The sequence below is a fragment of the Rhizobium sp. SJZ105 genome (assembly GCF_007828365.1).
Classification (GTDB): Bacteria; Pseudomonadota; Alphaproteobacteria; order Rhizobiales; family Rhizobiaceae; genus Agrobacterium; species Agrobacterium tumefaciens.
Window position 1 is genome coordinate 707,609 of the sequence record NZ_VIUP01000001.1, and the last position, 14,297, is coordinate 721,905.

13 protein-coding genes are annotated in these 14,297 nt (G+C 58.1%); 5 read left to right on the forward strand and 8 right to left on the reverse strand.

Going from position 1 to position 14,297, the window contains the following annotated elements:
• Window positions 1-8 precede the first annotated feature (8 nt).
• Both FB593_RS03565 and FB593_RS03570 read left to right on the forward strand, forming a co-directional pair.
• Window positions 9-344, forward strand: a complete 336-nt coding sequence (locus FB593_RS03565) for a PilZ domain-containing protein (protein ID WP_003512551.1) — start codon at window positions 9-11, stop codon at window positions 342-344.
• Window positions 345-558: 214 nt separating this feature from the next.
• Window positions 559-2,547, forward strand: coding sequence for a bifunctional 2',3'-cyclic-nucleotide 2'-phosphodiesterase/3'-nucleotidase (locus FB593_RS03570; protein WP_003512549.1), 1,989 nt, complete (start codon window positions 559-561; stop codon window positions 2,545-2,547).
• Window positions 2,548-2,592: 45 nt separating this feature from the next.
• On the opposite strand, the gene FB593_RS03575 is transcribed toward FB593_RS03570, so the two are convergent.
• The gene (locus FB593_RS03575; protein WP_145166328.1) at window positions 2,593-3,144 is read right to left on the reverse strand and encodes a DUF2087 domain-containing protein; all 552 of its coding nucleotides are present in this window, start codon (window positions 3,142-3,144) and stop codon (window positions 2,593-2,595) included.
• Between the two features lie 200 nt (window positions 3,145-3,344).
• On the reverse strand, window positions 3,345-4,313 hold the full coding sequence (locus FB593_RS03580) for a LysR family transcriptional regulator (RefSeq protein ID WP_080798799.1): 969 nt from the start codon (window positions 4,311-4,313) through the stop codon (window positions 3,345-3,347).
• A gap of 149 nt (window positions 4,314-4,462) precedes the next feature.
• On the opposite strand from FB593_RS03580, the gene FB593_RS03585 reads away from it, so the two are divergent.
• Window positions 4,463-5,080: an FMN-dependent NADH-azoreductase gene (locus FB593_RS03585; RefSeq protein WP_080798803.1), complete on the forward strand. Its 618-nt coding sequence runs from the start codon at window positions 4,463-4,465 to the stop codon at window positions 5,078-5,080.
• Between the two features lie 42 nt (window positions 5,081-5,122).
• Here FB593_RS03585 and FB593_RS03590 read toward each other — a convergent pair whose 3' ends face one another.
• From FB593_RS03590 to ilvA, 3 genes are all read right to left on the reverse strand, one after another.
• Window positions 5,123-6,388, reverse strand: coding sequence for a sensor domain-containing diguanylate cyclase (locus tag FB593_RS03590; RefSeq protein ID WP_035251754.1), 1,266 nt, complete (start codon window positions 6,386-6,388; stop codon window positions 5,123-5,125).
• Between the two features lie 117 nt (window positions 6,389-6,505).
• Window positions 6,506-6,814, reverse strand: coding sequence for an HlyU family transcriptional regulator (locus FB593_RS03595; protein WP_013635901.1), 309 nt, complete (start codon window positions 6,812-6,814; stop codon window positions 6,506-6,508).
• A gap of 76 nt (window positions 6,815-6,890) precedes the next feature.
• On the reverse strand, window positions 6,891-8,165 hold the full coding sequence (ilvA, locus tag FB593_RS03600; protein ID WP_080800450.1) for a threonine ammonia-lyase: 1,275 nt from the start codon (window positions 8,163-8,165) through the stop codon (window positions 6,891-6,893).
• A gap of 79 nt (window positions 8,166-8,244) precedes the next feature.
• On the opposite strand from ilvA, the gene FB593_RS03605 reads away from it, so the two are divergent.
• Window positions 8,245-9,702, forward strand: a complete 1,458-nt coding sequence (locus FB593_RS03605; RefSeq protein WP_162760882.1) for a TrkH family potassium uptake protein — start codon at window positions 8,245-8,247, stop codon at window positions 9,700-9,702.
• 107 nt (window positions 9,703-9,809) lie between these two features.
• On the forward strand, window positions 9,810-10,064 hold the full coding sequence (locus FB593_RS03610; RefSeq protein WP_003496638.1) for a heavy-metal-associated domain-containing protein: 255 nt from the start codon (window positions 9,810-9,812) through the stop codon (window positions 10,062-10,064).
• Window positions 10,065-10,345: 281 nt separating this feature from the next.
• Here FB593_RS03610 and FB593_RS03615 read toward each other — a convergent pair whose 3' ends face one another.
• The 3 genes from FB593_RS03615 to FB593_RS03625 form a co-directional block, all read right to left on the reverse strand.
• Complete coding sequence (locus FB593_RS03615) at window positions 10,346-11,839, reverse strand: ABC transporter substrate-binding protein (protein WP_113473835.1); 1,494 nt, start codon at window positions 11,837-11,839, stop codon at window positions 10,346-10,348.
• 241 nt (window positions 11,840-12,080) lie between these two features.
• Window positions 12,081-13,091, reverse strand: a complete 1,011-nt coding sequence (locus FB593_RS03620; RefSeq protein ID WP_065688216.1) for an ABC transporter ATP-binding protein — start codon at window positions 13,089-13,091, stop codon at window positions 12,081-12,083.
• A gap of 12 nt (window positions 13,092-13,103) precedes the next feature.
• Window positions 13,104-14,168: an ABC transporter ATP-binding protein gene (locus FB593_RS03625; RefSeq protein WP_145166329.1), complete on the reverse strand. Its 1,065-nt coding sequence runs from the start codon at window positions 14,166-14,168 to the stop codon at window positions 13,104-13,106.
• Between the last annotated feature and the right edge of the window lie 129 nt (window positions 14,169-14,297).

The window sequence follows — 14,297 nt, forward strand, 5'->3', positions numbered from 1 at the left end:
GTAGCGAAATGACAAACAACCTCAATATGGCGACCCGCACTGCGACCCGTAGCAAGACCCGGATCTACGCGACCGTGCACTATTTCAGCCAGTCGACCCGAGGCCGCGTGGTGGACCTGTCCGCCACCGGCATGGCGCTCGAACTGGACGGACCTTTCGCTGCCGCCAAGGGAAGCCGGGTGAAGGTGCAGAGTGAAGATCTGGGTTTCATCGAGGGTGTCGTGCAATGGCAGCACATGAACCGGCTCGGCCTGCAACTCAAACTTTCCACCAACACGCTGGCACAGCTGTCGTCTTATTTCCGCTTCTTCCACGAAGAAGTAAAACCGACTCTCGCCCGCTAAGCAGACGTTTCCGATAAGGGGAATGCGCAGACCGGACATAGCGCATTCCCGAAGCGCGCCATGCGCGCGCGGCCACCTTGTGACAAAAAATTTATCAAACGGTTGAAAACTGGCCCGTCCGTCACGGGCTTGTCATTTTGATGATGGACTCCTCGGGGATTGCTTCTACCTTGTCGTTTTCCTGACAGAGCAAGCTTCATACGAAGGAGTTCCCATGTCGTCGCTTCTCGCTCTCCACCCCATCACTCGCCGTTCGCTTCTGGGTGGCATCGCCGCCTCTTCGGCTCTGGTGCTGTTGCATCCCTTCGCCGCGCGCGCCGCAGCCAACCAGGCGCATCTGCGCATCATGGAAACGACTGACATCCACGTTCACGTCTTTCCCTATGATTATTACGCCGACAAACCGAACGACACGATGGGTCTGGCGCGCACCGCTTCGATCATCGGCGCCATCCGTGCCGAGGCCGGAAACTCGATGCTGGTGGATAATGGCGACTTCCTGCAGGGCAATCCGCTCGGCGATTACATCGCCTATGAGCGCGGCATGAAGGCCGGCGACAAGCATCCCGTCATCAACGCCATGAATGTCCTTGGCTATGATTGTGGCACGCTTGGCAACCACGAATTCAATTACGGCCTCGACTATATGTCCAATACGCTGGCGGGCGCCGGTTTCCCTTATGTCTGCGCCAACCTCACCAAGGGTCAGCTGGCTTCCGATCCCAAGCAGGATGAGCTGTTCTTCAAGCCTTACGTCATCCTTGAGAAACAGATCCGCGATGGTGCAGGCGTAACCAGCCCGGTCAAGGTCGGTATCATCGGTTTCGTGCCGCCGCAGATCATGATGTGGGATTCCAAGAATCTGGAGGGCAAGGCCCAGACGCGCGATATCGTCGAGGCGGCTAAAGCCTGGGTTCCGGTCATGAAGGAAGAAGGTGCCGATATCGTCATCGCGCTTTCCCATTCCGGCATCGATGGCAAGGGCCAGACCGATCGCATGGAAAACGCCTCGCTTTATCTGGCGGGCGTGGAAGGCATTGACGCCATCTTCACTGGTCACCAGCATCTGGTCTTCCCCGGTCCGAAGACATGGGACGGCATTGAGGGTGCGGATGCGGTCAAGGGTACGCTGATGGGCAAGCCGGCCGTGATGGCCGGTTTCTGGGGCTCGCATATGGGCCTCATTGACCTTCTGCTCGAAAAGGACGGCAAAAGCTGGAAGATCGTCGATTTCACCTCCGAGGCCCGGCCGATCTACCACCGCGACGACAATCGCAAGGTCGTTGCAGATGTCACGGACAAACCGGAGGTCATAGCCGCCGCCAAGGCAGATCACGAAGCGGCGCTCGCCTATGTGCGTCGCCCGGTCGGCAAGACGTCGGCGCCACTCTATTCCTACTTCGCGCTGGTGGCCGACGACCCGTCCGTGCAGATCGTCTCCAATGCCCAGACGTGGTACATCAAGGACATGCTGAAGGAAGGGCAATATAAGGATCTGCCCGTGCTTTCGGCAGCAGCGCCCTTCAAGTCTGGCGGTCGCGGTGGTGCGGATTATTACACCGATGTCCCTGCCGGTGACATCGCCATCAAGAACGTCGCCGATCTCTACCTCTACCCCAACACGGTGCAGGCGGTGCTGATCAACGGTGCGCAGGTGAAGAACTGGCTGGAAATGTCCGCCGGCATGTTCAACACGGTCGAGGCCGGCGCAAAGGATGCGCCGCTCCTAAACGCGGATTTTCCGTCCTATAATTTCGACGTCATCGACGGTGTCACCTACCAGATCGACATTTCCAAACCGGCAAAGTTCGACAAGGATGGCAAGGCCGTCAATCCCGACAGCAACCGCATCGTCAATCTGCAATTCGATGGCAAGCCGATCGACCCCGAGCAGAAATTCGTGGTGGCGACTAACAATTACCGTGCAAGCGGCGGCGGAAAATTCCCCGATATCGCCGCCGACAAGGTGATTTTCGTGGCGCCCGACACCAACCGCGACGTGATCGTGCGCTATATCATCGATCAGGGCACCATTAACCCGTCGGCGGATGCCAACTGGTCCTTCGCACCAGTTGCCAATACGACCGCCATCTTCGAGACTGGTCCGAAGGGTCGCAATTACGCGGCTGACATCAAGGGCGCAAAAATCGAGGATGCCGGCGACGGCGCCGAAGGTTTCGCAAAGTTCCGCCTCGTTCTCTAGAGCTTGCAGCCCTCCCGGCGTTTCATCGGCCGGGAGGGCATTTACTCAATTGCGGTCAGTCACGATACGCAACAGCAGTGGCAGTTCCGGCGGTGGCTTCTGCTCGATGCGTTGATAGTCGCTGCCATCGCGATTACGGCGGATGAGCCGGAGACCCGCCATGTCACGCCGCAGCATCGCGGCATCTCCAAACAGGTGCAGACCATCGAGAAAGCTGCTGAATTCGCGCTCTGAGAAACTGCGACCGGCTGGGATTCTTGCCCAAAGATACCAGAGGCACAGTTCCTGCTGGGAGCGGCGGGCCGGCCATTGTACCAATCTACCGGCAGCATCGAAAGTCCGCGCGGTCTTCAGCACCCTGCCTTCATTGGCAGGCATTGTCTCCGGTCGTGTCTGCGGTGGCGGCAAGCCACTTGTTACGGGTGGCGTGCGCGCGGCGCGCAGATGCTGAAAGTTGCGAAACCCGGCAGCCCGGCTCAGGAGATTGAGCATCTCCACATGGCTTGGCTGGCGGTCCATCCTGCCGATTTGTTCGCGTAGCGATTTGGCAAATGTGGAGAGGTCGGCGATATCAATGGAAAAGATCGAACGTGGCATGACTTACCCTCAAGTGCCATTCCGAAGAGGTGTCGCTGATCGCCGGCTTCCGACTAGGCACGGGATAAGTGCTGTCAATCTTTCAAAATGCAGGTTTAGCTTCCCTTGCGGGACGGCGATGCCTCGGTGAACTGCTGACCGTGTTTCCTGTATAAGGCAGGCCATTCACCTTCGTCAATTGGTCACTCAGTCAACCCATGTCACTCGGCGGCGACAGAAATAGTCCGCTGTTTGCCTCCGGCAATTATCCTGTTGAAATCCTTCTGGTTCGGGCATGCCGACAGACGCTGCTGAAAGGCCGTGGCAAGCCACTGGCCAGCGGGACCGGCGGGTGAATCCACCCGGCGCAGCGCAAAGATCGGATATTCGCCCTGCTCATAAGCTTCGAGATCAAGTGCCTTCAGGCTGCCATTGGTCAGGTCGTTGCGCACGATCGATGCGGGCAGACCGCCCCAGCCGAGACCGCCCTTGATGAGCTGGTATTTCGTGGCGATGTCGCTGACCCGCCATGTCTTGTAGGACAGCACGTTGAAATCGCGCCCCTTGGTCAGCCCCGACGCATCGGTGACGACGAGCTGGACCTCCTCGCGGACATCGCCCAGAACCAGCGGCCTCTCGATCTGTGCCAGTGGATGATCGGCGGCGACGACCGGCAGCATGAAGGAATGGCCGACCTTTTCGACGACGAGTTCGTCATCCTGGCGCAACAGCGCCCCGCCGATGCCAATCCCAGCCTTGCGGGAGAGCACCATATCCATAACCATGCCCAACTCACCCACATTGAGGCTAAGGGTAACGGTGGGGAATTCCTTGCGAAAATCGCGAAGCACCGCAACGACGGCTTCCGCCGGTACCATGGTGCTGATGGCGACAGAAAGCTCGGCCTCCAGCCCCTGCTTCAAACCCTTGGCACGCGCACGCATTTCCTGCAGACCGGCCACGATGCGCCTTGCATCTTCCAGCATGGCGCGACCCTCGTCCGTCAATCGAGGCTGGCGTACGCCATTGCGCTCGAACAGGGTGACTTCAAGCTGCGCCTCGAGATTGGCGATGGTGTAGCTGACAACAGACTGGGCGCGATTGAGCGCCCGTGACGCGGCAGAGAAACTTCCGGTTTCGGCAACCGTCAAAAACACCTGCAATTGGTCGAGCGTCGGGTTCGCGTCCATGTTCCATCCATTTCATCGATAGGTCGCTTCCACATTATCACAGTTTTCTTGATGGCATCAATTGGTCATATAGGGGGCAAAGGAAGGGCATCGTGCTCTCCCGCCCTCCCAAGGCGCCCGTCAATTCATCGCTTATGCAAGGAAAGACCATGTCCAACATTCTGCTCATCACCTCCAGCCCGCGTGGCGACGAGTCGGTTTCCAACAAGTTTTCCGGCGAACTCGCAAACAAGCTGAAGGCCAAGTCGGCTTCCAATACCCTTGTCCACCGCGATCTTGCTGCCGACCCCATTCCGCATCTCGACACCGTCAAGACCGCTGCGATCCGCAAGGCTCCAGACCAGCGCACGGCTGAAGAAGCGGTTGCAGCCGATTATTCCGACAAGCTGGTTGCAGAGCTTCTGGCCGCCGACACTGTCGTCATCGGCACCGGCCTCATCAACTTCAATATCTATTCCGGCCTGAAGTCGTGGATCGACAACGTCGCCCGCGCTGGCCAGACCTTCAAGTACACCGAAACCGGCCCGGTTGGTCTTGCCACCGGCAAGAAGGTCTACATCGTGCTGGCCGCCGCCGGCGTTTATTCCGAAGGCCCGGCTGTGTCGATGAACCACGCCGTTCCCTACCTCAAGACCGTTCTTGGCTTCATGGGCATGACGGATGTTGAAGTGATCTATGTCGAAGGTCTGGCATTTGGCCCGGAAGCCGTTGAAAAGGCCGTTGCGGCAGCCGAAGCAAAGGTTGCCGAACTGGCGCAGGCCGCCTGAGGCGCCAATTGACACGTGGTGATGCCGGCTCGATTGCCGGTATCAGCCGACCCACATTCCGTAACGGCCGTGCACCTGATCGCGGCCGTTATTTTTTGCCGCATAGAGCCGCGCATCGGCTTCCGATAGCAGCGCGCGGAAAAGCTGCCCGTCCTCGAAAGCCGTGGCGACGCCGATGCTGACAGTCAGCGGCGAACCGTCTGGCCGTTGCAGATCCTTCAATATCGCCGTCCGCAGACCTGCTGAAAAGGCAAGTGCCCCCTCATGGGTCATCGTAGGCAACAGGGCCACGAACTCCTCGCCGCCGAACCGGTAGAGATGGCCGTGCGGTTGCACGATGCGTTTCAGAACGGCGGCGAATTCCCGCAACATCTCATCGCCCTGCAAATGCCCAAAGGTATCGTTGACGGTCTTGAAGTGATCGATATCGACGATCAGCACGCTGACGGGACGTTTCTTTTCCAGACATTCCACGACGACGGACGGCGCATCGAGTTCCATGCGGGCGCGGTCAGACACACCGGTCAGCATGTCGCGGCCGGAACGGGACAAAAGCTCCTCGTAGCGTTCCCTGAAGGTGAGGTCGTTGAAGACATCGGCAACGCTGCGGCGCGTCAGGAAGCGGCCTTTCGCCGCCGTCAGCTTCAGATAAATGGCAAAGAGCAGAGCATAGATGGCAACGGCCACCATCTTCGCTTTCCAGCCATCGTAAAAGACATCGACCGGCGCGTTCAGCATATATCGCAACGCCGCGTAAAAGCCTGCCTGATCCAGGCTCAAAATCACCACGCCACAGATTGCAAAGCGCAGGACAATATGGCGCTGCAAATAGCGTCCCAGCTTTTCGTAAAACAGAATGATGGCGATGGCGTCGATATAAAGCAGGCTGGTTCCCCAGACCATCAGCACGCCCATCTCATCCAGAAATCCGGTATCTACCGACTGTCCGGGGACAATTGCCACCGTCGGATGGAAGCGGATGATCTGCACCATGATGATGGTGAGTATATTGCCGAGAAACAGGCCGTAGATCGGCTGGCGGACGACTGCCGCATCCTCGCGCATATAGAGCATGAGGATCATCATCAGTTTGCCGGCAAAAAGGATCGAGGAGCCGGGTGATACTACGCCAAATGGCAGCTCGACGTAAAAGACCGCCGCCAGGTAGGTTTCCAGGAAATGCATGACGCCCAGCGCGGTGAGAAAAACACCTATGCCGAGAATATGCCGGTAATGAAGGAATGCCGTCATTACCGAAAAATAGACGATGGCTTCCGCCACAAAGAGGGCCAGATTTGCCCATTGCATCGGCATACGCCCTATCGATCCACATCGCGCCGGTTCATCGGCGCGACTTCATGCCCTCTGAAGACGATAGGCTGAAGCAACCAACGGAATCTTAATGTCCAGCAGAAGAAACCGCCATCATTTTCCTGGGAAAAGCGATGCACCGTTCTGGTCGATGATCAGCTTTGCCTTGCGGATGGTGAACTCAACCGCATCGTCCATGCTGGTGAAGACATCGGCGCGCACGAATTCATGCACGAGCGTTTCCTCGCCGTCCTTTTTCTCGATGCGGCCCGCCAAACGGAACTGGCCGCCTTCCTTCAGCGGCGTCGCATAGATCAGATAGTCTCCATGCACATGCGGTTCCGACTGCGCTGCCTTCTGCGGCGCATCCGCGGACTGGCCGGAGCCGAAGGCCGAAAGGATTTTGGAAAAAAACGATGCCATGGCTTTCACTCCCTTAATCTGTCTCGCATTTCGAAGGGCGGATATGCTCCGCCCTTCCCCGTCGCTCTTATCCCGATCAGATGATCAGGTTCGACAGGATCTCGTTTTCGGTAATATCCTCATAGCCGAGGCCCGCAGCCTCGAAACGCTCCAGAAGCCCTGCAAAGTTTTCCTGCGCGTTGGTTTCGATGCCGATCAGGATCGAACCGAAATTGCGGGCCGATTTCTTCAGATACTCGAAACGGGCGATATCGTCGTCCGGGCCAAGCAGATTGAGGAAATCGCGCAGCGCGCCGGGGCGTTGCGGCAGGCGCAGAATGAAGTATTTCTTCACGCCGGTGTAACGCATGGCGCGTTCCTTGACGTCAGGCAGGCGCTCGAAATCGAAATTGCCGCCGGAGACGACGACGATAACCGTCTTGCCTTCCAGTTTCTCGCGGCCGAGCTTCTCCAGCGCGGCAATGGACAGCGCACCCGCTGGCTCCAGCACCACGCCTTCGAGGTTCAGCATCTCGATGATGGTCACGCAGATGGCGTTTTCGGGGATGAGCAAAACCTGCTCGGCCGGAAAATCCTTTAGCGCCTGGAAGTTGAGATCGCCGATGCGGGCAACGGCGGCGCCGTCGACGAAATTGTCGACCTTGGAGAGCGTTACCGCTTCGCCGCGCTCGAGGCTCCTTTTCAGGCTCGGCGCGCCTTCCGGCTCGCAGAACACGAAGTTGCCCTTTTCAACGGTGCCCGCCAGAAAGCCGGTAAGGCCTGCCGAAAGCCCGCCGCCGCCAACCGGCATGACAACCATATCCGGTTTGGTGCCTTCGGGAAGCTGGTCCATGATTTCGGCAGCAACCGTCGCCTGGCCTTCGATGATATCCTGATGGTCGAAGGGCGGCACCATGTAGGCGTCATTGTCTTCGACGTATTTGCGCGCGGCGGCGTAACATTGGTCGAAAATATCGCCCACCAGACGGATGCTGATGAATTCACCACCGAAGATACGGGTCTTGTCGATCTTCTGCTGCGGCGTGGTCACCGGCATGAAAACAACACCGTGAACGCCGAAATGGCGGCAGGCGAAAGCAAAGCCCTGCGCATGGTTACCGGCCGAAGCACAGACGAAAACCTTGTCCTTGCCAGCCTTCGCGACAGCCTTGCGGAGAAAGTTGAATGCGCCTCTAATCTTGTACGAACGAACCGGAGACAGATCCTCACGCTTCAGCCAAATCGACGCGCCATACCGACGGCTGAGATGTTCATTCAACTGCAACGGCGTTTCCGGGAATATCTCCCGCACTTCCCGCCGCGCTGCCTCCACAAGCTGCTTGTCCACGATTGTCAATCCATTGAAATTCATAATGGCACCCGCTATGCCATAGGAAGGCGTCAGAGACAAAGACTCATTTCACGCTGCCACGAACCCTGGGTTTCATTTCTTGAACAGCAATCTTCTGCGCTCGGTCATATATGTGGCGTCCATCTTCGGGCTCTATCTCGCGACGGCCATGTTCCTGCCCGCGCTAACGGACCTTTATTATGGCAATGACGACTGGACGGTGTTTGCGCTTTCAGGCTTCATGTGCGGCGGCTTTGCACTTGCCTGTGCGCTGGCCACGCGCGCACCGATCGCGTCCTTCAACAAACGTTTCGGCTTCCTGCTCGTCAACGTGCTCTGGCTTGTCTTTTCCATTGTCGGAGCGGTTCCGCTCTATCTGTCCGAGCTTGACCTGACGCCCGGTCAGGCCCTTTTCGAATCGGTATCGGCCATCACGACGACGGGATCGACCGCCATATCCGGCCTCGATAATGCGCCGCAGGGCATTCTTCTGTGGCGGTCGTTGCTCTGTTGGCTCGGCGGCATCGGTATTGTCGCGCTTGGCCTCTTCATCCTGCCGCTCTTGCGCGTCGGCGGCATGACCTTCTTCCGCATGGAATCATCCGACACCGGCAATGACCGGCCCTTCGCGCGGCTGGCAAGCTTCACCCGCGCTTTCGTGGCGATCTACATCATCATGACCATCGCCTGCACGGTGGCTTTCGATTTTGCCGGCATGTCGCATTTCGATGCCCTCAACCATGCCATGTCGACGGTTGCGACCGGCGGTTTTTCCACCCACGACGCCTCGTTTGCCTATTTCAACAACACGGCGCTGCTTTGGATTGCCACCATCTTCCTGATCTTCGGCAGCCTGCCCTTCTCGGTGATGATCCTGCTTGCGGTGCGCCGCAGGCTGGAGACGCTGCGCGACCCGCAGATAGCCGTCTTCCTTGGCTATCTCTGCGCGATTTCCATCGCTGTCGGCGTTTATCACCACTTTAGAAACGGCGTGCCGCTGGATACTGCGCTCAGCCATTCCTTCTTCAACATGACATCAATCCTCTCGACCGGTGGCTTTGCGAGCGACGACTACACCCTGTGGGGTCCGTTCGTTGTCGTCGTGGCCTTTTTCGCAACCTTCATGGGCGGCTGCTCCGGCTCGACGGCGGGTGGTATCAAGGCCTATCGTTTTCTGATCATGTTCAATGTCGTTCGGGCGGGCCTCAAAAAGCTGATCTATCCGAACGCGGTTTATTCGGTCCGTTACGGCCAGCAGGTGGTCGATCCCGACACGATTCGGACGATCTTCCTTTTCGTCAGCTGTTTCATCGCGCTCTGGATTGCCGGCAGTCTCGCCATGAGCCTGATGGGTTACGATTTCCTGACTGCGACCTCGGGCGTTGCGACCGCACTTGCCAATGTCGGGCCCGGCATCGGCCCGATCATCGGGCCTGTCGGCAATTTCTCCACGATCAGTGATCCGGCGCTCTATCTCCTGTCTGTCCTGATGCTGCTTGGACGTCTGGAAATCCTCACCGTTCTCGTGCTGCTGATGCCGATTTTCTGGCGCAACTAAAATGCCGGTGCGCTTATTTTGGCTGCCTTAATAAAGCGCTTGACCTTCCCACGTTGGAATAGTCCAGGCTCCTGCTGTTACAAGTTCCAACCCAAGGAGAACCGCCTATGTGCACCGCCCACCAGCATCACCCCGAAACCGCTGCCGCACCTGTTGATGCCGACCTTTCTTTCCACGTTGAAGACATGACCTGCGGTCACTGCGCCGGTGTGATCAAGGGCGCAATCGAAAAGACCGTCCCCGGTGCCGCCGTTCATGCTGATCCGGCAAGCCGCACGGTTGTGGTTGGCGGCGTCTCCGACGCGGCACGTATTGCTGAAATCATCACCGCTGCAGGCTATACGCCGGAAGCGCGCGCCTGATTTGACGAGATGCCGGCGGCGGCCTTCATCCCTGCCGCCGGATCGACCTGCCTGCCCCCGCTTCACGCCGAGCTTGCGTGACAGCCGCTGGACGATACCAACGTCCACCCCTTCTTACCTCCCCCAGGCTGCATATGCCCTCTCCCTTCCCAGGGATAACAGCGGAGGTTTTCCGGATTTCAAACCCGTATTCGTCAAACGCCGGCATCAATCGTCTCTGTGCACACGAAAAACCCGGCTCTTGCGAGCCGGGCTGGGCTTCATCGGCAATGTCGCACGCCTTACTTCGTTGCCAGATCCTTGGTCATGACGAAGTAGTTGATGGGGTGGGGCTTGTAATTTGCAAGCTTCTCCGAATAGGCGTCGAATACGGTCTCATGGATCAGGAAGACGGTGACGGCCTCCTCATACAGCTTCTTTGCCGCCTCGCCGTAAATTGCATACCGCTTGGCAGGTTCGGCCGTCGCATAGGCCGATTTGATCAGCTTGTCGGTGTCTTCGTTGCAATAATGCGAGATATTGTAGCTGCCGCCGCAGGTATAGTCGGCATTGAGGAAGCCGGCCGGTTCGGCAACATCGGTGGCATAACCGCGGGACAGGAGCGCCATGTCGAAATTACCGGACAGCAGATCTGGCTCGATTGCACTGTAATCGGCGACGCGAACATCAACCTTGATGCCGATTTCCTGCAACTGGGCCTGGATAATGGCCGCGACATCCTTCAGTTCCGTTTTTGCCGTATAGGCGAGGAGCGCGATCTTCAGACTGCCTGGCGCTACGCCTGCCTCTTTCAGCAGAGCCTTGGCTTTCTCGACATTATAGGCGGGCTCGACTTCCTTCGCGGCCCATGGCTCTCCCGCCGCGAAAGGCAGGGTAGCACCCTTTACCGCGCCTTCATAAATGCTGTCGGCGATACCGGTGGTGTCGATGGCCGCCTGGATCGCCTGACGCACTTTCACATTATTGAAAGGCGCCTTAGCGTTGTTCAGCAGAAGTTCCGTAATGCGCGGCGAAGGAATTGGCGCGACCTTGACGCCGTCGGTGGATTCGATGGTCTTGACCGTCCATGGTGGCACGAGGCGCGAAATCTGCGCTTCGCCGGTTCGGACCTGGGTGGCGCGGGTGTCGGCATCGGGAACGAAGTTGACGCGGCCTCCGGAAAGCTTCGGCATACCGCCCCAATAATCGTGGTTGGCGGAAAGAAGCATATACTGGCTGGGGTCGACCTCCGTGATCTTGAAAGATCCGGTGCAGGTCCCGACCGGATCGACTTTCCCGTCCTTATAAGCGGCGGGGGCAAGGATTGACGTGGCAGGGCTCGCCATTTGCGCCGGTAGCATCACCGATGGTTCGATGGTGGTTATCTTCACGCTGTCGTCGCCGCTCGCTTCGACAGAAGCAATCAACTTCGGCGAGAAGGCGCGGGCTGGAACCGGCGCCTTCAGAAGATTGGTCAGCGCATTGACTGCGGTTGCGGCATTGAGCGGCTCGCCATTCTGGAACTTCACACCCTTGCGCAGCTTGAATTCCCAGACCTTAGGGTCCGTCTGCTTCCAGCTTTCGGCAAGACTGGGCTCCAGTTTCATGTCGTAGCCGACCCGCACGAAGCTTTCGAAACAACCCGCGCGTGAGCCGAGATAGGCGTCGTCCGACGCCATTTGCCAACCGGTCTTGACACCGAAATTGTCGTCATAGGTAATCGTATCGGCCTTGGCCGTTTGAACTGAAAACGAAACCACAATGGCGCTTGTCGCCAAAAGTACGTGCTTTATCATTGAATATTCCCCTTTTTATTTTTGATGACAACGCTCAAAAGTCAGTCTTCTCACGAGATTTAATATCTTCATAAAAATAGATCTCGAAAGACATAAGAATATCCTTCGGATGCTCCACGAACATCCGCTTGAATATCATTCATTTTATGTTTTTATACTCGGAATTTAATTCCGATATTAATTCACAAACGCACAATTCATCTGTTTTTACAGAACCAGAAGACTGTAACTGCGCTGCTCCTCAGCCCCATTCGCGCCAGTGATGGCAACGAGCGAAATGCTCCCCGGCAACGTCTTCCAGAACCGGTTCCTGTTCGCTGCAAATCTGCGTCGCATATTTGCAGCGGGTGTGAAACTTGCAGCCACTTGGAGGATTGAGCGGGCTTGGCAGATCACCATCCAGAAGCATTTCCGGCGCATATAATCCGGTTTCATCAAGCATCGACGAGGCAATAAGAGCCTTCGTATAGGGATGCTTAGGCGCCCGGAAAAGCTCATCCCGGTCGGCGATTTCAACGATCCGCCCCAGATACATCACCGCGATACGGTCGCAGAGATAACGCACCACGCGCAGGTCATGGGAAATCATCAGCACCGTCAAACCATGACGACGCTTCATGTCCATCAGCAGGTTCAGGATCTGCGTACGCATCGAGGCATCGAGCGCCGATGTCGGTTCGTCGCACACAAGGAAGCTTGGATTGAGAAGAAGCGCGCGGCCTATGACCACGCGTTGCAACTGCCCGCCGGAACACTGGCTCGGATAACGGTCATAATAGGAGGCATCGAGGCCGACCTCCTCCAGCATCTTGAACACGCGCGCGATGCGTTCTTCGCGCGTGCCGATGCCGTGCTGGGCAAGCGGCGCTTCCATGCTTTGCCCTATGCGCATGCGCGGGTCGAGCGCGGAATAGGGATCCTGGAACACCAGTTGCACGACACGGCGCATGCGCCGCAGCGTCTCGCCCTGCATGTGCAGAATATCGTGGTCTCCGATGCTGACCTCGCCTTTCGTCGCGTTGGTCAACCGCGTTATCAGCCCGGCGACAGTGCTTTTGCCGCAGCCGGATTCGCCAACGAGACCAAGAACCTCACCCTCGCCGATCGTGAGGGAAACATCGTCCACGGATTTGACCACGCGATTGCCGAAACCCGATATCGGATAATATTTGCACAGGTTGTTTGCGACCACATAGGGCTTGATCTTGCCAGCCGCCTGAGGCTGGTTCGGTGTTTTCACTGTCGATAGCATCGCAACCCTCCTTCAGCAGACTGTGTGACTGGCATGGCTGCCGGCATGGTCGTCGTCGACCGCCCAGCACCGCGCCTTGCGACCTTCCGGCAAGGCATTCAAATCCGGCTCCGTTGCCATGCAACGGCCGCCCATGCCGGCCGATTGTGCAAGCGCGCAGCGGGGATGGAAACGGCAACCGCAGGACATGTCATGGGCCTGCGAGCTGGAGCCGGGGATCGTCAGCAGCTGCCCCTCGCTGTCGGTCGTCAGAAGCGAGCAGCTGATGAGCGCCTTGGTATAGGGATGTTGCGGCGCCTTGAGGATTGCCTGCGTCGGCCCTTCCTCGACAATGCGACCAGCATACATCACCGCAATCTGGTCCGCGAAAGCGGCAACGACCGAGAGGTCATGGGTGATGAGCAGCGTGGCAAGCCGCCGCTTCCGACGCTCATCGTCGAGCAGGCGCAATATTTGTGCCTGGACGGTGACATCGAGTGCCGTCGTCGGTTCATCGGCGATCAGCAGTTGCGGATTGCCGGAGAGTGCCGCAGCAATCATGACGCGCTGCGCCATGCCGCCGGAGAGTTCATGTGCGAAGCATTGCGCCCGCGCCGACGGATCGGGAATTCCAACATCCGAGAGCATGCCGACAACCCGGCCCAGTGCCGCATGCCGGCTCATCTTGCGGTGGACCCACAGTGGCTCGGCGACCTGCGTCCTGACCCGGCTGGTCGGATCGAGCATTGCCTGCGGTTGCTGGAAAAGCATTCCGATATCGGCGCCGCGCAACGCATCAAGCTCGGAGGGCGAGAGAGCGAGAATGTCGCGCCCGGCAAAGGAAATGCGGCCGGAGTTGATTTCCGCGCCGTGCGGCAACAGCCGCATCAGCGACAGAGCCGTCATGCTCTTGCCGGATCCGGATTCGCCGACCAGTGCAACGACCTCTCCGGCATCGACGGAGAGCGTCAGACCGGAAATAACAAACTTGCGGCCATTTGCAGACGGCACCGAAACGTGCAGATCCTCGATTTCCAGAAGCGGTGTCCGTTCCGGGGCGATGGCCGTATTGGCATGCGTGTGTCCTTCGATATTCATAAGAGTTCCCCTTATTATTATTGCATCGGAGGCATGGGCGTATTTTCAAGCGGCTTCAGACGATAATACTCTCCTTGGGGCTATCGTGCCCTGTGTATGTTTGATCGGCGCGGGCGCCGGTCATTGCTC